The 23,596-nt window shown below is 71.2% G+C and carries 20 protein-coding genes, 1 pseudogene and 1 riboswitch; of the genes and pseudogenes, 11 read left to right on the top strand and 10 right to left on the bottom strand.

What is annotated here, in order from left to right:
- Positions 1-45: 45 nt before the first annotated feature.
- A complete protein-coding gene (locus BJ965_RS14990; RefSeq protein ID WP_184909104.1) occupies positions 46-1,026 on the bottom strand; it encodes an LAETG motif-containing sortase-dependent surface protein in 981 nt (326 codons plus the stop codon).
- Between the two features lie 238 nt (positions 1,027-1,264).
- On the opposite strand from BJ965_RS14990, the gene BJ965_RS14985 reads away from it, so the two are divergent.
- The 3 genes from BJ965_RS14985 (at position 1,265) to BJ965_RS14975 (ending at position 4,739) form a co-directional block, all read left to right on the top strand.
- Positions 1,265-1,633, top strand: coding sequence for a hypothetical protein (locus tag BJ965_RS14985; RefSeq protein WP_184909103.1), 369 nt, complete (start codon positions 1,265-1,267; stop codon positions 1,631-1,633).
- Between the two features lie 48 nt (positions 1,634-1,681).
- On the top strand, positions 1,682-2,851 hold the full coding sequence (locus BJ965_RS14980; RefSeq protein WP_184909102.1) for a hypothetical protein: 1,170 nt from the start codon (positions 1,682-1,684) through the stop codon (positions 2,849-2,851).
- A 649-nt stretch (positions 2,852-3,500) separates the two neighbouring features.
- Positions 3,501-4,739 (top strand): RNA-guided endonuclease InsQ/TnpB family protein, encoded by a 1,239-nt coding sequence (locus BJ965_RS14975; RefSeq protein ID WP_184909101.1) that lies wholly within the window; start codon positions 3,501-3,503, stop codon positions 4,737-4,739.
- Here BJ965_RS14975 and BJ965_RS14970 read toward each other — a convergent pair.
- The gene (locus tag BJ965_RS14970) at positions 4,736-5,158 is read right to left on the bottom strand and encodes a chorismate mutase (RefSeq protein WP_281402996.1); all 423 of its coding nucleotides are present in this window, start codon (positions 5,156-5,158) and stop codon (positions 4,736-4,738) included. The genes BJ965_RS14975 and BJ965_RS14970 overlap by 4 nt on opposite strands.
- Positions 5,159-5,362: 204 nt before the next feature.
- Between BJ965_RS14970 and guaA the strand changes: the two genes are divergently transcribed.
- Positions 5,363-6,943, top strand: coding sequence for a glutamine-hydrolyzing GMP synthase (guaA, locus tag BJ965_RS14965; protein ID WP_184909099.1), 1,581 nt, complete (start codon positions 5,363-5,365; stop codon positions 6,941-6,943).
- Positions 6,944-6,973: 30 nt separating this feature from the next.
- On the opposite strand, the gene BJ965_RS14960 is transcribed toward guaA, so the two are convergent.
- The gene (locus BJ965_RS14960; protein WP_184909098.1) at positions 6,974-7,447 is read right to left on the bottom strand and encodes a pyridoxamine 5'-phosphate oxidase family protein; all 474 of its coding nucleotides are present in this window, start codon (positions 7,445-7,447) and stop codon (positions 6,974-6,976) included.
- Positions 7,448-7,636: 189 nt separating this feature from the next.
- Between BJ965_RS14960 and BJ965_RS14955 the strand changes: the two genes are divergently transcribed.
- Positions 7,637-8,431 carry a class II aldolase/adducin family protein gene (locus tag BJ965_RS14955; protein WP_031108514.1) on the top strand — a complete coding sequence of 265 codons (795 nt, stop codon included), beginning with the start codon at positions 7,637-7,639 and terminating at the stop codon, positions 8,429-8,431.
- A gap of 53 nt (positions 8,432-8,484) precedes the next feature.
- Here the strand turns inward: BJ965_RS14955 and BJ965_RS14950 are convergent.
- A pseudogene (locus BJ965_RS14950) lies at positions 8,485-8,706 on the bottom strand (DUF4429 domain-containing protein); the annotation flags it as partial.
- A 184-nt stretch (positions 8,707-8,890) separates the two neighbouring features.
- Between BJ965_RS14950 and BJ965_RS14945 the strand changes: the two are divergent.
- Both BJ965_RS14945 and BJ965_RS14940 read left to right on the top strand, forming a co-directional pair.
- Positions 8,891-10,267 (top strand): hypothetical protein, encoded by a 1,377-nt coding sequence (locus BJ965_RS14945; RefSeq protein WP_313666871.1) that lies wholly within the window; start codon positions 8,891-8,893, stop codon positions 10,265-10,267.
- A gap of 147 nt (positions 10,268-10,414) precedes the next feature.
- Positions 10,415-10,945, top strand: coding sequence for a DoxX family membrane protein (locus BJ965_RS14940; protein ID WP_030841961.1), 531 nt, complete (start codon positions 10,415-10,417; stop codon positions 10,943-10,945).
- Between the two features lie 39 nt (positions 10,946-10,984).
- Here BJ965_RS14940 and BJ965_RS14935 read toward each other — a convergent pair whose 3' ends face one another.
- Positions 10,985-11,209 carry a hypothetical protein gene (locus BJ965_RS14935; RefSeq protein ID WP_184909097.1) on the bottom strand — a complete coding sequence of 75 codons (225 nt, stop codon included), beginning with the start codon at positions 11,207-11,209 and terminating at the stop codon, positions 10,985-10,987.
- Positions 11,196-12,650, bottom strand: coding sequence for a PspC domain-containing protein (locus BJ965_RS14930; RefSeq protein WP_184909096.1), 1,455 nt, complete (start codon positions 12,648-12,650; stop codon positions 11,196-11,198). The genes BJ965_RS14935 and BJ965_RS14930 overlap by 14 nt, the downstream gene beginning before the upstream one ends.
- 177 nt (positions 12,651-12,827) lie before the next feature.
- On the opposite strand from BJ965_RS14930, the gene BJ965_RS14925 reads away from it, so the two are divergent.
- A complete protein-coding gene (locus BJ965_RS14925) occupies positions 12,828-14,120 on the top strand; it encodes an ATP-binding protein (protein ID WP_184909095.1) in 1,293 nt (430 codons plus the stop codon).
- Positions 14,117-14,857, top strand: a complete 741-nt coding sequence (locus BJ965_RS14920; protein ID WP_030841980.1) for a LuxR C-terminal-related transcriptional regulator — start codon at positions 14,117-14,119, stop codon at positions 14,855-14,857. Before BJ965_RS14925 ends, BJ965_RS14920 begins: the two co-directional genes overlap by 4 nt.
- 9 nt (positions 14,858-14,866) lie before the next feature.
- Here BJ965_RS14920 and BJ965_RS14915 read toward each other — a convergent pair whose 3' ends face one another.
- Complete coding sequence (locus tag BJ965_RS14915; protein ID WP_184909094.1) at positions 14,867-15,925, bottom strand: C40 family peptidase; 1,059 nt, start codon at positions 15,923-15,925, stop codon at positions 14,867-14,869.
- Between the two features lie 420 nt (positions 15,926-16,345).
- Between BJ965_RS14915 and BJ965_RS14910 the strand changes: the two genes are divergently transcribed.
- On the top strand, positions 16,346-16,699 hold the full coding sequence (locus BJ965_RS14910; protein ID WP_184909093.1) for a hypothetical protein: 354 nt from the start codon (positions 16,346-16,348) through the stop codon (positions 16,697-16,699).
- Here the strand turns inward: BJ965_RS14910 and BJ965_RS14905 are convergent.
- Entirely contained in the window at positions 16,677-17,618 is a 942-nt protein-coding gene (locus tag BJ965_RS14905; protein ID WP_184909092.1) for an SLAC1 family transporter, read from the bottom strand. The two genes, BJ965_RS14910 and BJ965_RS14905, sit on opposite strands and share 23 nt — an antisense overlap.
- Before the next feature lie 78 nt (positions 17,619-17,696).
- On the bottom strand, positions 17,697-18,875 hold the full coding sequence (locus BJ965_RS14900; protein ID WP_184909091.1) for a C40 family peptidase: 1,179 nt from the start codon (positions 18,873-18,875) through the stop codon (positions 17,697-17,699).
- Between the two features lie 8 nt (positions 18,876-18,883).
- A riboswitch (cyclic di-AMP (ydaO/yuaA leader) is annotated at positions 18,884-19,056 on the bottom strand.
- 314 nt (positions 19,057-19,370) lie between these two features.
- Here BJ965_RS14900 and pcrA point away from each other — a divergent pair.
- Positions 19,371-21,848, top strand: a complete 2,478-nt coding sequence (pcrA, locus tag BJ965_RS14895; protein WP_184909090.1) for a DNA helicase PcrA — start codon at positions 19,371-19,373, stop codon at positions 21,846-21,848.
- Between the two features lie 90 nt (positions 21,849-21,938).
- On the opposite strand, the gene BJ965_RS14890 is transcribed toward pcrA, so the two are convergent.
- Entirely contained in the window at positions 21,939-23,516 is a 1,578-nt protein-coding gene (locus tag BJ965_RS14890; protein WP_313666870.1) for a M23 family metallopeptidase, read from the bottom strand.
- Positions 23,517-23,596: the final 80 nt, after the last annotated feature.

Raw genomic sequence — 23,596 nt, 5'->3', positions numbered from 1 at the left:
AGGTCCCTCTTCTGCTTGGTGCAACGGCCTGTCGGCCGCTGTGGCTTACGCCTGGACGCCGGCCTTGCGGCGACGGACCACGAAGATCGCGCCGGCACCGGCGACGACCGCGGCACCGCCGACGAGGCTGATCATCGGCAGGGCGGAGCTGGAGCCGGTCTCGGCGAGGCTGCCGGTGACCTCCGGGGTGTTGCCGCTCGGCTTCTCGTCGGTGACGGGGGCCTTGCCGCCTTCCTGCGGCTTGGTGCCGCCGGTGTCGGTACCGGCGGAGACGATCTGGAACTTGTACGACACGTCGCCGAAGCCGGTGCACTCGGCGTCGTTGTCGCCGTAGATCGTCGCGCCGAGCGAGAAGCCGGCGCCGACCGGGGCGGACTTGCTGACGTTGAGGCGCAGCGGGATGTCGACCTCGTACTCGGGCTTCAGCTCGTCGGTGTAGCCGACGTAGCCGACCGCGTAGCCGCCCTCGTTGAGGTCGACCCAGGTCTTGTCCGCGGGGTCCCAGGCCTGGAGCTGGACCTGCTTGCTGGTGAACAGCTCCTCGCCGTTCTTGTCGGGGGAGGCCCCGGCGAAGAAGTCGAGGTCGTTCAGCGTGGAGTCGGAGTTGTTCAGCACGTTCAGCGAGAACTTGTGCCAGCCGCTGCCCGCCGCGATCTTGCCGGGCAGGCCGGAGATGCTGACGTCGACCTTGGTGTCCTCGCACACCGACGGCTCGGGGTCGGGGGACTCCGACTCCTCGGGCTCGGAGGCGCTGGGCGCCGGGGAGGACACGCTGGCGGACGCGCTCGGCGAGCTGGACGTCTCGGGAGCGGACTCGCTCACGGACGTGCTCGGAGCCGGCGACGTCTCGGGAGCGGACTCGCTCACCGACGGCGAGGGCGACGTCTCGGGAGCGGACTCGCTCACCGACGCGCTCGGCGTGGGCGTCGTTTCGTCGGTCGCGTACGCGGCCGGTGCCGCGAGCAGTGCCACCGGGGCTATGACCGCCGTAGCGGCCGCTGCTGCCATGGCGCGGCGAAGCTTCATGAAGACCTCGGAGAGTCCGGCGTACCGCGGGATGCGGTACGAACGTTGGGGGAGGCCTCCGCGTGTGGGGCGCGGGAGTGGCCCTTGGTACGCCGTGTTTGATCAGTGAAGACAGTGAATGGTTGTGCTGGCCCTAACAAGGACTTTATGTGTCCTGCGTCACAGACCTGTCGGCGCGGCGCACGAGGTCCCGGGCGGTACCACCACAGGGCCTGCCGAATGCCCCAGGAGGTGACATATGAGTGACAGGGAGAGGCTGGCCGCGCTACTGGGCGCACCGCCGCACCGAAGGAGCCCGGAGGCGTGGACGCCCCTGGAACGCGAGCTGGGCGTCGGGTTCCCTGATGACTACAAGGAGTTCATCGACGGGTACGAGCCGGTCCGGATCAACTTCCACCTGCACTTCGACCATCCCGCTCACCCGGTCTGGAGTCTCGGGAAGTGGGTCGCCGAGACGGTGGAGACCTACCGCACTCTCGACTGGCCCGGTCCGCTTCGATGCCCTGCCGTATGTCTCGGAGGGCAGGCCGGAGTCCTGGTTCGGTCCCGACAGGCCGGACCCGGTGGAGCAATGACGACGACACGCGGGTCCGTGTCCGAGGGCTGACGTACGCTCGGCCGTCCGACAGGAGATCACGAGAAAGCGCGAAGAATCATGGCCGACAGACCGTCAGAAGGGCCCAGACCCGGCCCCGGTGAAGAAGGCGGCTCCTCCTCGTCGTCCATACCCGACGACATGTGGGAGAAGTTCCTCGAGGACAGCGAACGCGACATCCGTTCCTCCGCCCCCAAGGAACCGTCCGCCCGAGCCCGTATGGTCACCGAGCGGCTGCGTGAGCAGGACACCCGGGGCGAGCTGCCGCCGGGGTGGCGTACCGGTCCCGCCTGGCAGGAGATGGACGGCAGGGCCGCCCGGCGACGCAAGCTGTGGGCCGTCCTCGGCGTGGTGGTCACCGCCGCCGTGGTGCTGGTGGCCCTGAAGCCGTCGCTGCTGCCCGGCGACCCCTTCGGCCCCGGGGAGTCCGAGGCCGCGGAGGCCTCACCGCTGCCCGACGAGACGGCCGCCCCCACCGCCGCTCCGGGTGCGTCGGACCCCGAAACCCCCACCCTGGACCGGCCCTTCGCCGGCTCCCCGGCCGAGCGCTGGGCCGACGGCGAGGCCGGCATCGTCCTGCCGGAGGCGAAGGCCGTCGGCGCGGTCTCCGCGGACCGGGTGGAACAGGCGCTGAAACTGACGAAGAAGCTGCTGGTCGGGGCCAATCTTGACCCGAAGGCCGTGCGCGGGGCCCGCCCCGAGGCCGCGCTCTCCGTGCTCGACCCCAAGCAGCCCGGGCTCCTCGACGACCTCGACACCGGGCTGCGCTCCCCGAGCAGGAAGCACGACCCGGTGACGCTGTTCAGCCGCTTCGACCCCGCCAAGGTGCGGCCGGCCGGCGACGTGATCAAGACCCGCGGGCACATGACGATCAAGAAGGGCACGCAAGGAGGCGTGGCGGTGCACGCCGACTACACCTTCGTCTACCCCGTCGTCCGGGCGGACGGCCCCACCGAGGTCACCCGCACCATCGTGCGCCGGGTCCTCGACGTCGAAGTCGCCGACCCCGCCCGCTACAAGGTCACCCCCGGCCGCCTGCTCCTGATGAACTACGACCAGGAGATAGGCAACTCCTCCTGCTTCGTCTACGACGGCTACCTGCACCCGGAGTTCGCGTCGAGCACGTCCGCGGGCCCTGACCCGAGCGGCCCGGCGACGGACCCGTACGACCGGAGCAAGCCCCTCGAACACGGCGACGGCGGCGACTGCGGGACGGTGACCCGCACCTGAGCCGAGCGAAGGGCCCTGCGGGGTGGAGCCGCAGGGCCCTTCTTCTCGTCAGCACCGACGTCAGGGCTGCGCCGGTGCCTGGAAGCGGCGCCGGGGGGGGGGTGCGCCGCTGGTCTGTACCTCTGGCATTGGGGTAATGCGGGTGCCCGCTGGGGGACTTGGACCGTGTAGGCATCGTGCTTGATGAACGCGGCGCCCGCAACCGTTTGACCCGGACTTGTGCATTTATGCAAGGTCCGCCGGTCGGCCCCGGGCGTCCCCGGAGCCGGCCGTTCTCTTGGGTGACCGGGCTGCTGTCCCCTGCCGTCCGGTCACTCCCTGGAGCGAGGTCCCACGACGCACGGCACGATCCGTGCGTCTCATCGCCCCAGTGAGCCACGCGTGGTTCTTTCGGGCCCGCGCCTGGCTGGCACGGACACCGGGACCAACGATGCGGCTCCGGGACGGTCACGCGCCGTACGGGTGAGGCGGGGGCGTACGTCTGTCCCATGAGTGCGGTTTCAGCTTGTTCTTGCGACCATCCCCAGGGGTACAGCCCTGGGGATTCTTCGGCGGAGCCGGAGGGCGCGCGATGACGGGTTCACCCGGTCGGCTGATCAAAAGGGGAACATGCGGTGGGTGGTCGTACGTGTGTGTACGTTGGGTGATCGTGAAGCTGACCGTGCAGGTGAGGCTGCTGCCGACGCCGGAGCAGGCGACGGCACTTGAGGCGACTCTGCGCGCCTGCAACGAGGCGGCCACCTGGGCTAGCGGGGTGGCGTTCGAGAAGGACGTGAAGCGGAACTTCGCGCTGCGTGAGCACGCCTACGGCGAGGTCAAGGCGCGGTGGGGGCTGGGGGCGCAGGCCGCCCAGCACGTGATCAAGAAGACGTGTGACGCGTACGCCACGCTGAAGGCGAACCTGACGGCGGGGAATCTGGGCAGGCCCGGCTCGAAGCGGTACCGGAAGGCCACCGAGAAGCCGATCGTCTTCCGGCCGGAAGGTGCGCAGCCGTACGACGATCGGATGCTGTCCTGGCAGATCGGCGGGCAGCGGGTCTCGATCTGGACCGTGGCCGGGCGCATCAAGGACGTGGCCTTCACCGCGTCCCCGGAGCAGCTGGCCACACTGGCCCTGTACCGCAAGGGCGAGTCGGACCTGGTGTGCCGGGACGGCACGTGGTTCCTGCTGGCGACCTGTGAGGTCCCCGAGCCCGAGCCGAACACCGATCCGCACGACTTCCTCGGCGTCGACCTGGGCATTGTCAACATTGCCACGACCTCCGACGGCGAGATCATGGCCGGACGCGAGATCAACCGAGCCCGCATCCGGGAACGGACCCTGCGCACCAAACTCCAGAAGAAGAACACCCCGTCCGCCAAGCGTCGCCTGACGAGACGCAGGCGCCAGGAGGCGCGACGGGCGAGGGACATCAACCACAAGATTGCGAAGCATGTGGTGGCCGAGGCTGAACGCACCGGTCGCGGGATCGCCCTGGAGGATCTGACGGGCATCCGTGAACGGGTACGGCTCCGAAAGCCCCAACGGGCCACCCACTCCAGCTGGTCCTTCCACCAACTGGGCAGTTTCATCGCGTACAAGGCCCGGCAGGCGGGAGTGCTGGTGGTGTACGTCGATCCGGCGTACACCTCTCGTACCTGCGCCGAGTGCGGGCACATCGACCAGGCGAACCGGGTCTCGCAGCCCTGGTTCGCGTGCCGGTGCTGCGGATTCGTTGATCACGCAGACCGGAACGGCTCCCGCAACATCCGCGCCCGCGCGTGGGAGTTGTGGCGACGCGGGGCCCAGTCAACGGCCCCCGCCCCACCACCGCGCCCGCGGGACGGGGCTGGACGCGAACGAAGCATCACCGCCAGTGGTGCCCGTTGCGCAAGCCCGGCGCTTTAGAGCCGGGTAGTTGACATCTTGCCGCGGCACAGCTCCAGCAGGGTCATCGCGAGCGCGGTGCCCGGCTTGCCCAGCGCCTCCCTGTAGTGGCCGAGGACGTCCATCTCACGGGAGAGGTTCACGCGCCGGCCGCCGGAGGCGATCCGTGCCTCCTGGATGACGGCCGAGACGGCCACCCGTTCCTGGATCAGGCCGATGATCCGGTCGTCGAGCGCGTCGATCCGCTCGCGCGCTCCGGTGATCACGTCGGCGGCCTCGGTCGTGCGGGCGCCGGTCACGTCGATGGCGGTCATAAGGGGCTCCTGGTGGTCAGGGGCTGCCCCGGGGCGGCAGGGCCCGGACGACGACAGGCGCCCCGGGCCTTGTCGGCCCGGGGCGCCTGGTAAGTCGCTTGTCAGTTGCTCAAGCAGCACGACCATGGCGTCCGGCGGGCCGGATGCCATAGGTAAAGACGAACGTCTGGTGCTTGAGCATGGGGGCAAGTATGCACCGCCTCCGGAGGCCGTCCAAGCCGGTTCGCATCCTGAGACGGGGGCGGTCCTGCGGCACACGGAAAGAGCGCGGCGGCCCCCCGGTAGAATCGGGTGGCACAAGACCCCCGCCCCACCGCCGGAAGGCACCCCGTGTCATCAGCGACTCCCGCTGCCAACGCCGCCGACACCGTCCTGGTCGTCGACTTCGGCGCGCAGTACGCCCAGCTCATCGCCCGTCGCGTCCGCGAGGCGCGGGTCTACAGCGAGATCGTGCCGAGCACCATGCCGGTCCAGGAGATGCTCGCCAAGAACCCCGCTGCGATCATCCTCTCCGGCGGCCCCTCGTCGGTCTACGCGGAGGGCGCGCCCAGCCTGGACCGCGAGATCTTCGAGGCCGGCGTCCCCGTCTTCGGCATGTGCTACGGCTTCCAGCTGATGGCGCGCACCCTCGGCGGCACCGTCGACAACACCGGCGCCCGCGAGTACGGCCGCACCGACCTGCACGTCTCCAAGGTGTCCTCCACCCTCTTCGAGGGCACCCCCGCCGAGCAGCCCGTCTGGATGTCGCACGGCGACGCCTGCTCCGCCGCCCCCGAGGGCTTCTCCGTCACGGCCTCCACGGACGTCGTACCGGTCGCCGCCTTCGAGAACGACGAGAAGAAGCTCTACGGCGTTCAGTACCACCCCGAGGTGATGCACTCCACGCACGGGCAGCAGGTGCTGGAGCACTTCCTGTACCGGGGCGCGGGGCTCACGCCGAACTGGACGACCGGCAACGTCATCGAGGAGCAGGTCGCCGCGATCCGCGAGCAGGTCGGCGACCGGCGCGCCATCTGCGGCCTGTCCGGCGGCGTGGACTCCGCGGTCGCCGCGGCCCTCGTCCAGAAGGCCATCGGCTCCCAGCTGACCTGCGTGTACGTCGATCACGGCCTGATGCGCAAGGGCGAGACCGAGCAGGTCGAGAAGGACTTCGTGGCCGCGACCGGCGTGCAGCTGAAGGTCGTGGACGCGGAGGAGCGGTTCCTCAAGGCGCTGGCCGGGGTCTCCGACCCCGAGGAGAAGCGGAAGATCATCGGCCGCGAGTTCATCCGGGTCTTCGAACAGGCCCAGGCAGAGATCATCGCCGATGAGGGCCCGGCCGTGGAGTTCCTCGTACAGGGCACGCTCTACCCGGACGTCGTCGAGTCCGGCGGCGGCACCGGTACCGCCAACATCAAGTCCCACCACAACGTGGGCGGCCTGCCCGAGGACCTCGAGTTCCAGCTGATCGAGCCGCTGCGCAAGCTCTTCAAGGACGAGGTCCGCATGGTCGGGCAAGAGCTCGGCCTGCCGGAGGAGATCGTCCAGCGCCAGCCGTTCCCCGGCCCCGGCCTCGGTATCCGGATCGTCGGCGAGGTCACCAAGGAGCGCCTGGACCTGCTGCGCGAGGCCGACGCCATCGCCCGTGAGGAGCTGACGGCGGCCGGCCTCGACCGCGACATCTGGCAGTGCCCGGTCGTCCTGCTCGCCGACGTCCGCAGCGTCGGCGTCCAGGGCGACGGCCGCACCTACGGCCACCCCATCGTGCTGCGCCCCGTCTCGTCCGAGGACGCCATGACGGCCGACTGGTCACGCCTGCCGTACGAGGTCCTCGCCCGGATCTCCACGCGGATCACCAACGAGGTGAAGGACGTCAACCGCGTCGTCCTCGACGTGACCTCGAAGCCGCCGGGCACGATCGAGTGGGAGTGACCCCCCTGGGGGCTTCCTCCCTGGTGCTTCCTACGTGCGCTTGATCGTGCGCAGGGGATGGCCGGGCGTCCAGATCTGGACGACGAGGTACGTCTCGTCCTCGATGTAGGTCCTCACGACCTCCGTCAGCTCGGTGCGGAAGAGGTGGAACGGCTCCGGCGGTTCCACCTCTTCGACGTATCCGGCCTTGGTCTCCACGTCGTCGACCTCGACCGCCCGGCCGCTGATCCGGACGTCGCCGCCGCCCATGCCCGTGCCATCCCCGGGGTTCGCCTGGAGCGCGAAGCGGGGGTCGCGGCGCAGGTCGAGGGCCTTGAGCGAGTCCGGCATCATGCCGAGCCACAGTTCGCCGTTCAGGAAGCGCACCTCCAGGCCGCTGGTGCGGGGCGAACCGTCCTTACGGAGGGTGGCGAGGATGTGGTGGGTGTAGGCGCCGAAACGCTTCTCGACGGTGCCGGCCAGATCCGGTTCGGCGGTGACGAAAGTCGCCCAGTTCGCTGTCATGGCACGAGTGTCGCGCCGAAACCCGACATCTTCTGTCGGCTATTCGTGGGGTAGGGGAGCCAGGGGGCACACGAGTGGGCACAGGGTGCTCACAGGGGCGCTCGTGTCATCTTCACGATTCGCTTCTGTTCTTCCCGGCCTCACGGACGGTAACTTCCGCCCGTACGCAGAACCAGTGCTGGAGGACCTATGAGCGGGCCCACCCCGCCCCTGCCGCTGCCCACCGACCGGCTGCGGTTCGCCATGCCGCCGATGCACGAGTCGGTCGAGGACGAGCGCCGGCACCGCAAGGAACGGCTCGCGGGCGCCCTGAGGATCTTCGGCCGGCTCGGCTTCGAGGACGGCGTCTCCGGGCACATCACCGCCCGCGACCCGGAATTCACCGACTGCTTCTGGGTCAACCCGTTCGGCATGCCGTTCCGGCACGTCACCGTGAGCGACCTCGTGCTCGCCAACCAGGACGGCCAGGTCGTCGAGGGCGGCTACCACGTCAACCAGGCGGCCTTCACCGTGCACGCCCAGGTCCACGCCGCCCGGCCCGACGTGGTCGCCGTCGCCCACTGTCACTCCGTGCACGGCCGGGCCCTCGCGGCCCTCGGCGAGCTGTTGGAGCCGATCACCCAGGAGAGCTGCGCCTTCTACGAGGACCACGCCCTCTACGACACGTACACGGGCGTCTCCGTCGACGCGGAAGAGGGGCGGCGCATCGCGGCCGTGCTCGGCTCCCGCAAGGCGCTCGTGCTGCGCAACCACGGGCTGCTGACCGTCGGGGACTCGGTGGACGCGGCTGCCTGGTGGTTCGTGTCGATGGAGCGCTCCTGCCAGGTGCAGCTGACGGCCCAGGCGGCCGGGCGGCCGGTCCGGATCGATCACCGGATGGCCGTGGCGACACGGGAGCAGCTGGGCGGCGACCTGGTGGCGTGGATCAACTACCAGCCCATGTGGGAGGACGTCAGCCGGAGTGAGCCGGGACTGCTGAGCTAGGGGCAGGCCTCAGAAGGTCCGCAGCACCGCCGCCTTCGTCAGGGCGAACTCCTCGTCGCCTGGAGCAACGGGTCGGCGCCCTCGCGCAGCCGCGACCGCAGCCGCCCGCCCCGTCGTTCGGGTTCCAGGACGATGCCGGAGACCGCCGCGAGCGGCACGGCGACCTCTCCGTACGTCTGCCGGAACAGCGGCACCGAGCGGTGCAGACCGGGCGTGATCCGGACCGTGTCGCCGTCGAAGGCCCAGGCCCCGTCACGCTGGATGATCTCGGCCATAGGGGAATTCCCCCAGCCGGGTCAACACGGCACGCCGAACTTCACCCGTGTTGACCAGACGGGGCGGACGTCAGGCGGGTGGTGTAGGGCACAATTCGCTGTCGTCGCACGGGAGTTGTACAGCGGTGTTTCCGGGGTCCGGAAGGCCGGCGGTGGTTGGGTCGCGGGAAGGCGGACATCGGGCGTGGCGATGCGGGAGGCGGGACAGGGCGGCGCGGACCCGGGCGGGTACGCGGGCACGCGGGCGGGTGCGTATACCGAGGGGTACTCGGGTCACTACGCCGGTGGGCACACCGGTGGGCGCCCGGGCGGGTCCGGCGGCGACCACGGAGGCGGATGCGCCTGTGGGGACTGCCCGCACGGCGCGCGTGAAGGGCACCGGCGGGCCGTCGCGGCGTTCCTGCGCCGACGGGACGAGTTCGCGGCCGGGCAGGGGCTGCCGGCCGCGGTGGCCCACTCCGCATCGGCCTCCCGCCAGTGGGTCTCCGAGGAACTGGCGCAGTCCGCCGAGCACGTCGCCGAGCGGGGACGAGCCGAGGGACAAGCCTGGCTGACCGGTCTGTGGCGCCGCACCGCGGCCGTGGTCTGGGCCGCCGTGGTGCTGTTGCTGCTCTGCCAGGCCCTCACCGCGGTCGGCGCGGGCTGGACGGCGGCGCGTACGGCCGGGCTGGCCGCGGCGCTGCTGATGGCCCTGTCGCTGACCGCCGGGTCGTGGTTCCACCGGGCCAAGGGCGGGGTGCTGGCGCCGGTGATCGGTGAGGACAACCGGCTGTCCACGTCCCGTACGGTCGCCGCGGCGTGGGTGGTCTTCGTGGCCTACTCGGTGCTCGTCCTCGCGGGACGGCTGGCCGCCGCCTCCCGGCAGCGGGACCGGGACGCGCTGATCTCCGGGCTGGATCTCGCCCGGGGCGCCGGGATCGTGACCGTCCTCGCCGTGCTGTGCGGGATCGCCGTGCTCGTGCGGCGGGTGGTCGGGCTGCGGGTGCTGGGACAACGGCTGCAGAAGGTGCGCGCCGACCGGCCCCGGGCCGCCGACCTGCTGACCGACGACGCGGGGCGGGGAACCTTCGCCGACATCCAGTACGTCGTGATCAGCGGTGTCGCCCTGGTCTTCGCGGCGGTACGGCTGGCCCGGCGGCCGGAGCAGTTGCCGGACCTGCCGTGGGGGCTGGCGGTGGTGGTGCTGGTGTCGGCGGCGACGTATCTGGCCGGCAAATACGCCGAAGGCGGCCGGCCGGTCGTCCTCTCCGTCGTCCGGGCCCGGGAGGCGGGCGACCTGGACGGGCCGATCCGCACGGGCGACGACATCGAGATCCGGGGTGCCGGATTCGTGCCGCCGGGGGCACAGGGGGCCGACCGGCTGGCCCGGATGGTGGTGCGCGTGGGCGCGGTCCACGTCCACGTGCCCCTGATCCCCGTACCCGGCGGGTTCCGCAACCCCACGGACACCCTCCTGACGGTGCCGGTGCCGGCGGATGTGGAACCGGGGAGGGTGGAGGTGCAGGTGGTCACGGCGGCGGGAGTGGAGACGAACCGCTACGCGGTCGACGTGACGGAGTGAGCGACGGCACCTCCGCAACGCCCTTCACGCCCCCGGCCCCACCGGCGGGACCACAAAAGCGGCCCGCGCGGGATTGAGCGCGGTCCGTTCGTCGTACGTATGGTCTGTTGAGGGGGTCTCGGCACCGGCGAGAGGCGGCTAGCAGCGATGACTCACAGTATGCGAACGGACACGCACTCCCCCCACTTCGGTGAGGGAGGAGGCCGGCGGGACAGCGCCGCCCGCTACGCCCTGCTGCCGCTGCGCATCTTCCTGGGCGTCACCTTCATCTACGCCGGCCTGGACAAGCTCACCGACAGTGCCTTCATGAAGGACTCCGGCACCGGATCGATCGGCGACATGATGCGTGCCGTACGGGACTCCTCCGCCATTCCCGCCCTGGTCGACCTCTCCCTCAAGAGCCCCGTCGGCTTCGGCTACGCCATCGCCTTCGGGGAACTGGCCGTCGGCATCGGAACCCTGCTCGGTCTGCTCGCCCGGCTGGCCGCACTCGGCGGCGCGCTGATCTCCCTCAGCCTGTGGCTGACCGTCAGCTGGGCCTCCGACCCGTACTACTACGGCAACGACCTCGCCTACCTCATGGCCTGGACCCCCCTCATCCTCGCGGGCGCGCCCCTGCTGTCCCTCGACGCCGCGCTACGGTCACGGCGACGGCAGCGGACCGGCGGGTACAGGTAGCGCGGGCCGCGGGTACCGGTAGCGAGCCGCAGCTCCCCGTCAAGCCGGGTCCGCGCCCGTACGGCCCCCCTGGCGGCGCCGGCGCGCCCGGCCCGTCAGAAGCGCCACCGCACCCGCGAGGCACAGCCCGCCCGTGACGAGGGGGATCGCCACGAACCACGGGGTCTCCCAGGCGCCGCCCGCGTCACCGGCGTAGAGGACGCCCGTCAGGATGAGGACGCTGCCGGCGATCAGCTTTCCGGGCTGGACTTCATGACGTAGCACGGGTCACCTCCGCCTGTCCCATCCCGACCTGGAGGTCCAGGTCGACGGTGCCGGACTTCTCGACGCCCTCGGCGGGGGAGAGGGTGATCTCCTTGTGCCGTCCCGGCTGCACGTCCACGTCCTTCGGGTCGTCGCCCGGCAGCTGGAGATCGCCGATTCCCACCTCGACGTCCAGCCGCACCGTCACTCCCTCGGGCACGAGCACTCTGAGCTTGCCCATGCCGACCTCCGCCTGCGTCGTCACCGTCTGCTTCCCCGACACGTCCAGCTTGCTCAGATCCAGCGTGCCGACGCCCGTGCCCAGGTCGTATCGCGGCCGTACGTCCGCCACCGTGGCCGGCTGCCAGGTGGTGCGCGCCCAGTGGGTGTCGATGTCCTTGGGCAGCGCCGCCGCGCCCGCGAGCAGGCCAGCCGTGAGGACCGCCAGGAAGACCGAGCCGGCGCCGGTCCGGCCCAGGAAGGCGCTGACGGCCATGCCCAGGCCCAGGACGGCGAGCGCGCAGGCCAGCCCCGTCTGCAGGCTGGTGCCGAGCGGATGCCCGTCCCAGGTGCGGCTCGTGCCCAGGGCTCCCGCGAGCAGGGCCAGCAGGAAGACCCAGCCGCCGATCCAGCGCGGGCCGCGCGGCCGGGGCGGCCGGGGGCGCTGGGCGGGTATGTCCTCGCGGGAACCGGGCCGGGTGCCGAGGCTGATGTTGACGGCCGCGGCGACATCCAGGTCGTGGGTGTCGCGAGGGCCCCACAGATAGCCCGTGCCGCCGATGTGGGTGCCGTCCTTGACGATCGGGTCGCGCCACCAGGAGGGCGTGGTGAGGAGCACCGGCGGTGCCTGGGGCTCCGGCGGGGCGTCGGCCGCGGCCTGGGCGGCCAGCGGGTCGGGGCTGAGGGCGCCGCGCTGGCGCGACCAGTAACCGGCGCCCGCGAGGAGGAGGGAGAGGACGACGGCGAAGGTCAGCACCCCGCCGTTGTGCAGCATGGTCAGGAACACCCCGCAGCCGACCAGCGCGAACAGCACGGCCGCCAGGGCCTGGCCGTCGACGCGGCCGGTGAGCAGCTTGCGGACCTCGTTCTCGTCCTCGTCGTCGTACGGGACGAAGAGCCAGGCGAAGCCGTAGAAGAGGAGGCCGATGCCGCCGGTGGCGGAGAGCACGGCGAGGGTGATGCGGAAGATCACCGGGTCCATGTCGCACTGCCGCCCGAGTCCGGCACAGACGCCGGCCAGGGCCTTGTGGCGGCGGTCGCGGCGGAAGGTGTGGGGCGGCCCGGCCGGGGCGGCGTCCTCGGCGGGGGCGGCCGTACCGGGTGCTCCTCCCTGCTCTCCCGCGCCCGCGCGCCCGGGTGCGGATCCCGCGGCGGGCGCGGCATCCTGCGGCCCGGCGCCCGGAGCGGGGCGTGGGCCGGAGCCGGGTCCCGGACCCGTCGCGGCGTGCTCGTGATCGGTCATGGGTCCATGGTGACGGGCGCGGCGCCCCGGCGGGAGTCGGAACGACCCTGGCCGGACCCTGATATCGGCCCTGAGAAGCCGCTCGGGAAGCGTTCGAGGGGCGGTCCGCGGAGATCAGGGGAGCTCTAGGGGTCGACCCTGATGCTCCCGCCTCCCGCACATGTGACCATCAATGGCATGTCGGAAGCCGCAGCAGCGCCACTCGCCGAACCGCGGCCGCCGCGCAAGCTCTACCGCAGCAGTGACGGACGCTGGCTCGGGGGCGTGGCGCGGGGCCTCGCCGGGCATCTCGGGCTGCCCGTGATCTGGGTGCGACTGGTCTTCGTCGGCCTGTTCATGGCCGACGGCCTCGGCGCGCTGCTGTACGCCGCGTTCTGGTTCTTCGTCCCGCTCGGCGTCGGCGGTGTCGAGGCGCAGAAGCCGCCCTCCCCCCTGACCGCGGAGACCTCGTCCGACGGCCGCCGCAGGCTCGTCGCGCGCAGACCCGACAAGGGTCAGATCGTGGCCCTGCTCCTCATGGTCGTGGTGGCCATGGTCTTCGTGGGCAATGTGAACCTCAGCGGCGGAGCCAGGGCGTACCTCTGGCCGATGGTGTTCGTCGGCGCGGGCGTCGCCCTGGTCTGGCGGCAGGCGGACAACGCCCGCCGGGCCCGCTGGGCCGAGGTCGGCCGCCGCCGGCGCACGGTCACGCTGCTGCGCTCGGTGGGCGGCGTGCTGCTGGTGACGGCCGGCGTCTCCGGCATCTTCGTCCTGCAAGGTTCCGCGGCCCACCTCGGATCCGTCCTGCAGGCGGCCCTCGCGGTCCTCGTCGGGATAACGCTGCTCGCCGGGCCCTATCTGGTGCGCATGACGCAGGACCTCTCCGAGGAGCGCCTGATGCGCATCCGGGCCCAGGAGCGTGCGGAGGTCGCCGCCCATGTGCACGACTCGGTGCTGCACACCCTCACCCTGATACAGCGCAACGCGGAGAACGCGAACGAGGTCCGCCGCCTGGCCCGCGCCCAGGAGCGCGACCTGCGCACCTGGCTCTACAAGCCCGAGGGCACCGGCAAGGACGAGGCCGACGAGCCCACCACCCTCGCCGACGCCGTCCGGCACAACGCGGCCGAGGTGGAGGACAAGCACGGCGTGCCCATCGAGGTCGTGGTCGTGGGCGACTGCCCGCTCGACGAGAGGATCTCCGCGCAGATGCAGGCCGCGCGGGAAGCAATGGTGAACGCCGCCAAGTACGGTGGCGAGGGCGGCGCCGTACAGGTCTTCGCCGAGGTCGAGGGGAAGACGGTCTTCGTGTCCGTCCGGGACCGCGGCCCCGGCTTCGACCTCGGCTCGATACCCGCCGACCGGATGGGTGTCAGAGAATCGATCATCGGCCGCATGGAGCGCAACGGCGGTACGGCGCGGCTGCGCGCGGTGCCGGACGGCGGCACGGAGGTCGAGCTGGAGATGGAGAGGGCGGAGAAGACGTCATGAGCGACCCGACCGAGGCGAACGGTACGGCGGGATCGGCGGAGGCGGCCGGACCCGCGGAGTCGGGCGGCGGCCCCGGGCGGCACGTGCGCGTGGTCCTCGTGGACGACCACCGCATGTTCCGCACGGGGGTCCAGGCCGAGATCGGGCAGACCGAGCAGACCGGAGTCGAGGTCGTCGGCGAGGCCGCGGACGTCGACCAGGCGGTCACGGTCATCACCGCGACCCGGCCCGAGGTGGTCCTCCTCGATGTGCATCTGCCGGGCGGGGGCGGTGTGGAAGTGCTGCGCCGCTGCGCCCCGTTGATGGGCGACGCCGAGCAGCCGGTCCGCTTCCTCGCGCTGTCCGTGTCGGACGCGGCGGAGGACGTGATCGGCGTGATCCGCGGCGGGGCCCGAGGGTACGTCACCAAGACGATCACCGGCACGGACCTGGTGAACTCCGTCTTCCGCGTCCAGGAGGGCGACGCGGTCTTCTCCCCGCGGCTGGCCGGCTTCGTCCTGGACGCCTTCGCCTCCACGGACGCGCCGCCGGTCGACGAGGACCTGGACCGCCTGACCCAGCGCGAGCGCGAGGTGCTGCGGCTCATCGCGCGGGGCTACGCGTACAAGGAGATCGCCAAGCAGCTGTACATCTCGGTGAAGACGGTCGAGTCGCATGTCTCGGCGGTGCTGCGCAAGCTCCAGCTGTCGAACCGGCACGAGCTGACGCGCTGGGCGACGGCTCGCCGGCTGGTCTGACTCCGGCGCTCACACGACCCGGGTCGCCCCGGCGAACGGCATCTCGTCCAGCGGGGCGACGCGCACCGGCGCGGAGGGGTTCGGCGCGTGGATCATCCGCCCGTTGCCGACGTAGATGCCGACATGGCTGATGCCGGCGTAGAAGAAGACCAGGTCGCCGGGGAGGAGTTCGGAGCGGGAGACGCGGCGGCCCGCGGTGATCTGGGAGTACGTCGTGCGGGGGAGGGAGACGCCCGCGGCCCGGTACGCGGCCTGGACGAGGCCCGAGCAGTCGAAGGCGTTCGGGCCGGTGGCGCCCCAGACGTAGGGGCTGCCGAGCTTCTGGTAGGCGTAGGAGACGGCCGCGGCGGCACGGGGGTTGGGCGCCTGCGACGAGGCGGAGCCCGGGGCGGCGAGGGTGTCCCGCGCGCCCGTCGAGCGGGAGGCGCGGTCGGGCGACGCACCCGGCCGGGAACGTTCCTGCACGCCGAGCCTGGACAGCAGCTGCCGTGCCGAGCCCAGCTTGCCGGTGATCGTCTTCTTGTGCTGCTTCAGCTCCTTCTGCCGCGACTTCAGCGAGGTCAGCTCGATGTGGGCGGCCCCGCGCAGCTGCTCGATCTCCCGCAGCTGATTGCGTACGCCCGCGACGGCGGCGTTCTGCCGGTTGCCGACCCGCTCCACGAACTCTGCGTTCTCGAGGTACCGGTCGGGGTCGTCGGACAGGGCGAGCTGCACCGCGGGGTCGAGGCCCCCGGCGCGGTACTGCGCGGCGGCGACCGAACCGAGTGCGTCCCGAGCGGAGTTGAGCCGCTCCTCCTTGCGCGCCGCCTGGTCCTGGAGATCCTTGAGCCGCTGCCCGGCCGCGTAGGCCTTCTCCTTCGCGCCGTTGTACTTCTCGGTGGCGACCTCCGCCTCCTGGTACAGCTCGTCCACCTTGGCCTTGACCTGGGCGGGGCTGAGCTGGGGTTCGGCGTGTCCTGTGCCGTCGAAGCCCGTCGCTGTCGCCGCGCCCGCGAGGGCGATCGTGGCGGCCGTACGGGCCTTGCTGCCACCCATCGAGCGCTGTCGGGGCTTGCGGTGCGCTGCCACCTGGAGGCCACGTCCTTTCCTCGACCGCCGAGGGGTGTGTGCGGCCGCCGGGGGAGCGGACGGGCGGCCTGCGCGTCCGGCGACGGCCCGCACAGGGGGAGCGGATCGCCGCCGGACTTCTCGGCGGTGGTGTCCGACTGCCGCCCCTGGCCCGGGCGGCGGTGGGGAGCCGGGCACCTGGTGGAGGACGCTAAGCGTCGCCGTGCCGGGCCGGTGGCGGGTGTGCGGAAGTGACGTGAGAGGACCGGCGGTGACCGTATGCGATCGTGACCCCGCCGTGGCGCCGTCCACTTCACTCAGCGTGATGACCGATGCGTCGAATTCGGAGCGAGTGACCGTGATCGGGTGCTATGGGGCGCATATATGCATCGGTGGGCCGGTGTCGGGTGCCCCAGGAGCGCCTGATTAGGCTCCGGCCCCATGGACGTACTCATCCACCTCTTCGTCGGCCTCCACATCATCGGCATCGCCTCGCTCCTGGGTGGCTTTCTCACCCAGCTGAAGGCGATGGGCGAGGGTATCGCCCGCTTCACCCCCGCGATGCTGCACGGCGCCTTCACGATGCTGGTCACCGGTGTGATCCTGGTCGGCCTCAACCAGGCCGACGACCAGTCCGTGAACAACATCAAGATCGGCGTGAAGCTGGCCCTGCTGATCGTGATCCTCGGCCTGGTCTACGTGAAGCGGGACGAAGAGAAGGTGGACAAGGGCCTCTTCGGCCTGGTCGGTCTGCTGACCACGGCGAACATCTTCATCGCCGTGCTCTGGACCTGACCTGGGAACGCCGGGCGCCGGCCCGGGCGGCGGTGAGAGCCCAGGCGGTGCACCCGAGCCAGGCGGCCACCGCGATCCACAGCAGCACCTCCCCGGCGGCGTCGAGCCAGGCGACGTCGAGCGCGGCGGCCACCGCCAGGGCGGCCGTGGCGGTCACGACCGCGGCGAACACGGTCGCCCAGCGCCGCACGTCGTAGTGGTGCCGGGGCCAGAAGAGCTCGGCGAGGAGCAGGGCGACGCAGGCGATCAGCGCGAGCACGAGCAGAGTGACGACCGTCGTGCGCAGGGCGCTGGTGTTCTCCTCGTTCCACAGATACAGGCGCGGGCCGTCGGCGCTGAGCAGTTTCGCCCCGGCCAGGGCGGAGACGGCGAGGGCGCCGGCCGCGAGCCAGTGGTCCCCGCACCCCTCCTCCACCTGCCGGGGCTGGAAGCGGAACAGGGCGAGACAGTAGAGGGAGAGTCCCAGCCAGAACAGCACCAGGGCCGCGTGGGCGAGCCAGGCCACCGCATCGGCCGCGGCGAGCGTGGCGCCGAGTACGGCGAGCCCCTCGGTGGCCACGCAGCGCAGGAACACCGTCCCGCGCCGCCCCTGGGCCTCCACGGTGAGCAGCACCGCCCAGAGCAGCATGGCGAGCGCCAGCAGTGCCTCGGCGAGGGGCTGCCGGCCGGCCGCGGAGAAGCCGGTGCCGAGGACGGCGGTCGCGGCCACGGTGGTGAGCGCGGCCGGCGTCTCCGCCCGCCACTGGCCGTGCCTGCGCTGGGCGAGGCCCGCGGCCGCCACCAGCCAGGCCGCGCAGGCCAGGGCGAGGGCGATGCGGGAGAGGACCTCGTACCCCGTGGAGTCGAGTCCGACCGACACGATGCCGGTCGCCAGCGCATACGTCGCCCACCAGGTGGCAAACGGGGAGGGACCGGACATAGCGCCGATGCTAGAGAGCGCCGTGCGGGTTACGAGAGGGGCACGCGCACGTGCCCCTCAAAAACGTGGCGGGACTTCTCAGGCCGGGCGCACCACGCTGTGGATCGCCGACTCGCCGTCGTAGAAGATCGACTCCTCGCGCACGTACGTGCCGGGCTTCGGGGCGTGGATCATCATGCCGTTGCCGATGTATATCCCGACGTGGGTGACGTCGTCGTAGAAGAAGACCAGGTCACCGGGCTGGGCCTGGGAGAGCGGGACCGTGGTGCCGGCGTTCACCTGGTCGTAGGTCGTGCGCGGCAGGGTGACGCCCGCGGCCTTCCAGGCGGCCTGGGTGAGGCCGGAGCAGTCGTAGGAGCCGGGTCCGACCGCGCCCCACACGTACGGCTTGCCGATCTGGGCGCGGGCGAAGGCGAGCGCCTTGTCGGCCTTGGTGGCGTACGAGGAGTCGGCCGGGGGCGTCGAGGAGGACGAGCCGGAGCCCGAAGAGCCGGACGAGGAGGACCCGCTGTCCTGCTGCTGGGCCGCCTCGTCCTGCGCCTTCTGCTGCGCGGCCTGCTGCCGGGCCAGCTCGTCGGCCTTGCGGGCGGCCTCCGCCCGCTTCTCCTTCTCGATCGCCGCCAGCCGGGCCTTCTCCTCGGCGGTCAGCTTCGACATCAGCTCGCGCGCGGCGGCGAGCTTCCGCTGGACGGTGGCCTTGGCCGTCCTCAGGCCGTCCTGCGAGTCGGTGAGCGTCTCGAGGCTCTCGGTGGCCTCCCGGCGCTTCTTCATCGTCTCGGACTGCTGCGTGACGTAGTCGTCGACCGCGACCTTCTGGCGGCCGGTCATCCGGTCCATCAGCTGGGTCTGGTCGAAGTAGTCCTGCGGGGTGTCCGCGAGCAGGAACGTGGCGGTGTCCGGGGCGGCGGCGCCGGTGCGGTACTGGGCGGAGGCGAAGGAACCCAGCTCCTCGCGCGCCTCGTTGAGCTTCTGGGTGCGCTGGGCGACGTCGTCGAGGAGGGTGTCGACGCGCTTGCGCTGCTTCGCGGTCTTCTCCTTGGCCGCGTTGTACTTGTCGGTCGCCGACTCGGCCTGGCGGTACAGGTCGTCGACCTTCTTCTCGACTTCCTCCAGGCTGGGCTTGTCGTCGGCCTCGGGGGCGGCGTTGGCCGACTGGGACAGCAGGGCCACGGAGGTGAGGGCCGCCGTTGCGAGGGCGGGGGTCCGTATGCCTGCCACGCGCGTACCCGTAGGACGCGACTTGCGGTGCGACGCCAAGGGAGGCGACTCCTTCCACGTTCCGCCTACCGGGTTAGCTGTCGGGTTCGGGCGGGTGGTTCGGAAGGTTTGCCCTACGGCCGTCTCCGTACAGGGAGTCGGGCCGATTCACCCCAGGTTCACGGTTGGGTCCCCGGCTCCGGCTGCCGCTGCGGCACACCGGACTCGGCGGAGGCCGCGCGGCCCGGCGACGTTCGCCGGTGGGGGTCATGCGGCCTGGTCGCACCGTAGCCAACTCGTGTGGCCCCTGTGAAGGTTGATGGGTGATATGCCCGATACATTTTCGTGACCTCACTCATGAGCGTTGCCGAGCGTGAGCGATCGCGGGGGATTGGTCACGAGTCGTCCATAATTGCGGGGGGTGTAGCAGGGCGTGGTCATGCGGTCATGGAGGGCGACAATGAGCCGCCGGGCATTCGGCGGGAGCCCCGGCGCGGGGCGATGTTCTCAGGGCGGCGGCGGGCTGTCAGTGGGGCGCCCTAGACTCGGAGAGCGATGAGCAGCCTCTTTGACGACAACTTCCTGGCGAACCTCCAGGCCCAGCGGGGCCCGGCCGACGAGCCCCCGCCGCCACCCGAGGACGATCACGTACCGGAGCCGATTCCGGACGATCTGTTCGGCGGGAAGTTCGACGCGCCCCCGGACCGGGACGCCTACTACCGGGACGGCGCCCCCCGTCCCGTGATCGACTCCGCCGCGCTGCTGGAAGGGCTGAACGACAACCAGCGCGCCGCCGTCGTCCACTCCGGCTCCCCGCTGCTCATCGTGGCCGGAGCCGGCTCCGGCAAGACCCGTGTGCTCACGCACCGCATCGCCCACCTGCTCGCCGAGCGGGACGTGCACCCGGGCCAGATCCTCGCGATCACCTTCACGAACAAGGCCGCCGGCGAGATGAAGGAGCGCGTCGAGCAGCTCGTCGGCCCGCGCGCCAACGCCATGTGGGTCATGACGTTCCACAGCGCGTGCGTGCGCATCCTGCGCCGGGAGAGCAAGAGGCTCGGCTTCACGTCGTCCTTCTCGATCTACGACGCCGCCGACTCCAAGCGCCTGATGGCCCTGGTCTGCCGCGACCTGGACCTCGACCCCAAGCGCTTCCCGCCCAAGTCCTTCAGCGCCAAGATCAGCAACCTGAAGAACGAGCTGATCGACGAGGAGGACTTCGCCGCCCAGGCCACCGACGGCTTCGAGAAGACCCTCGCCCAGGCCTACGCCATGTACCAGTCGCGGCTGCGCGAGGCGAACGCCCTCGACTTCGACGACCTGATCATGACGACGGTCAACCTGCTGCGCGCCTTCCCGGACGTCGCCGAGCACTACCGCCGCCGCTTCCGCCATGTGCTGGTGGACGAGTACCAGGACACCAACCACGCCCAGTACGCCCTCGTCCGCGAGCTCGTCGGCACCTCCGAGCACGCCGTCGACGTACCGCCCGAGGCGGAGGTCCCGCCCGCCGAGCTGTGCGTGGTGGGCGACGCCGACCAGTCGATCTACGCCTTCCGCGGCGCGACGATCCGCAACATCCTCCAGTTCGAGGAGGACTACCCGGACGCGACGACGATCCTGCTCGAGCAGAACTACCGCTCCACACAGACGATCCTCAGCGCCGCCAACGCCGTCATCGAGCGCAACGAGTCCCGCCGCCCCAAGAACCTGTGGACCAACGCGGGCACGGGCGCGCAGATCACCGGCTACGTCGCCGACACCGAGCACGACGAAGCGCAGTTCGTCGCCGAGGAGATAGACCGCCTCACCGACGCGGGCGACGCGAAGGCCGGCGACGTCGCCGTCTTCTACCGCACCAACGCCCAGTCCCGTGTCTTCGAAGAGATCTTCATCCGCGTCGGCCTGCCCTACAAGGTCGTCGGCGGCGTCCGCTTCTACGAGCGCAAGGAGGTCCGGGACGTCCTGGCCTACCTGCGTGTGCTGGCCAACCCGGAGGACTCGGTCCCGCTGCGCCGGATCCTCAACGTCCCCAAGCGGGGCATCGGTGACCGCGCCGAGGCGATGATCGACGCCCTGTCCCAGCGGGAGAAGATCAGTTTCCCGCAGGCGCTCAAGCGCGTCGACGAGGCGTACGGCATGGCCGCGCGCTCCACCAACGCCGTCAAGCGGTTCAACACGCTGATGGAGGACCTCCGCACCATCGTCGAGTCCGGCGCCGGACCGGCCACGGTGCTGGAGGCCGTCCTGGAGCGCACCGGCTACCTCGCCGAGCTCCAGGCCTCCACCGACCCGCAGGACGAGACCCGCATCGAGAACCTCCAGGAACTCGCGGCCGTCGCCATGGAGTTCGAGCAGGAGCGCGGCGAGGAGGAGCAGAGCACCCTGTCCGACTTCCTCGAACAGGTCGCGCTGGTCGCCGACTCAGACCAGATCCCCGACGAGGAGGACGGCGACGGCGTCATCACGCTGATGACCCTGCACACCGCCAAGGGCCTCGAATTCCCGGTCGTCTTCCTGACCGGCATGGAGGACGGTGTCTTCCCGCACATGCGCGCCCTCGGCCAGAACAAGGAACTGGAGGAGGAGCGGCGCCTGGCCTACGTCGGCATCACCCGCGCGCGGGAGCGGCTCTACCTGACCCGGTCCACGCTGCGCAGCGCCTGGGGCCAGCCCTCGTACAACCCGCCCTCTCGTTTCCTGGAGGAGATTCCGCCGACCCACGTGGAGTGGAAGCGGACGGGAGCGACCGCCCCCGCGTCCTCCGGGCCGGTCTCGGCGGTGGCGGCCTCGCTGTCGTCGTCCCGCTCGCGCTCGTCGGCGTCGGGCGCCTCCGGTTTCGCCACGCGCCGCACTGCCGAGAAGCCGGTGGTGTCCCTGGCGGTCGGGGACCGGGTCACGCACGACCAGTTCGGGCTCGGGACGGTCGTCGGGGTCAAGGGCACGGGCGGCAACGCCGAGGCGACGATCGACTTCGGCGACACCAAGCCGAAGCGGCTGCTGCTGCGGTACGCGCCGGTGGAGAAGCTGTAGCCCGGTGAGACGGGCCGGGGGCCCCGCTCGCTCCACGGGCGGGGGCTGCCAGGACGTTTGCTCGCTCGACGGGCGGGGGCTGCCGGTACGTTACGTCGGGTCGATGCCGTGGCTGCGCAGCCACGGGAGCGGGTCGATCGCCGAGCCGCCGCCCGGGCGCACCTCGAAGTGCAGGTGCGGGCCGGTGGAGTTGCCGGAGTTGCCGGAGCGCGCGATCGGATCGCCGGCCTTCACGGTCGTACCCGAGGGCACCGTGTAGGTGGAGAGGTGGCAGTACCACGTCTCCGTGCCGTCCTTCGCGGTCAGGATCAGCATGTTGCCGTACGCGCTGTTCCACTGCGTACGGACGGTGCCGTCGGTCGCGGCCATCACGGTCGTGCCGTACGAGACGGGGAAGTCGATGCCGGTGTGCAGGGACATCCAGTTGATGCCGGACTGGCCGTAGGTGGCGCTGAGGCCGTGTCGCGCGACCGGCAGGGCGAACTTGGGGCGCAGCCGCTCCTTGCGGGCCGCCTCCTCCGCCGCCCTCTTCTTCTCGGCCGCCTGCTGGGCCTTGAGGTCGATGCGCTCCTGCGTACGGCTGGCCCGGTCGGCGAAGTCGTCGGCGCCGGCGGACAGGCTCTGCAACTGCGTGTCCAGCTTGTTGTTGGCGGCGGCCGGCTTGACCGGCTGCGCGTCCGCCGCGGTCGTCTGGGCCTCCGCGGCACTGTCGCCGGAGAAGGTGCCGACGGAGGCGGCGGCGATCCCGGCGACACCCATCACACACGCCGAGGGCACGGCGAGGGTCATCAGCGCCGAGCGCTTCGGGGGCGTACGGCGGCGGGAACGGGATCCTGCGCGCGAGGCCGCCCGGGAGGACGGGGCCGCGGCGACGTCCTCCTGTCCGTCCAGCAGCGGGGCGACGACGGGCAGTTCGCCGGTGGCGGCCGGCTCGGCGCCGTCCGCGGCGGGGTCGTGGTAGCCGGCCTCGGCGGATTCGTCGTACGTGACCTGGTCGAAGGTGGCGGTCTCGAGCTGGTCGAACGTCGCGGTCTCGAGCTGGTCGAAGGTTTCGGCAGGGTGCTCGTACGCGTCGGGGGCCGGTGCGGCGGTGCCGTCGGAATTCCACTGCGTCGCGTCGAAGGCGCCCGTGTCGAAGGTCTGCGTGCCCCACTCCCACTGCTGGGTGTGGTCGGCGGGGTTGCCGGCCTGGTCGGGCTGGAGCCAGGAACCGGCGTCCCACTGCCCGGTGGCGTCGGGGGACGGCGCCTGGGAGGGGATCGCCGACATCGGCTGCTGCTCGGCCGTCCAGGAGGTCGTGTCGTAGACGCCGGTGTCGTAGGCGGCGTGGTGCTGGGCCGCGTACGCGTCGTAGTGCACGTTCTCGTGCGTGCCGGTGGGCCAGTGGCCGGTGCCGTAACTGCCCGTGTCCTGGCCGCTGCCCGGCATGTCGCCGAAGAGGGGGTCGGTCGCGAAGCTCGCGGTGGTGTGCGCGGTGGCGTCGAAACCGGCGCCGTGGGTACCGGCGACGGGGGCACCGGTGGCGTCAAAACCTGTGGCGGCGTAGTCGCCGTACGTGGTGAAGTCGCCGTGCTGGGCTTCCTGTGTGCCATGCGACGCGTAGTGCGCGGAGGCGGCGTCGGAAGCCGGAGCCGGGGTCATGGTCCCCGACGGGTGACGGTCGTTCACCAACTTCTCTTTCGCCTCGACAACAGGGGCTGCCAGAGCAGTGCGGCGACTGTACCCGGCGGTACGCGGGCACGACAATC

It is taken from the genome of Streptomyces luteogriseus (assembly GCF_014205055.1).
Lineage (GTDB): Bacteria > Actinomycetota > Actinomycetes > Streptomycetales > Streptomycetaceae > Streptomyces > Streptomyces luteogriseus.
This window is presented reverse-complemented; position numbering and strand designations above follow the sequence as displayed.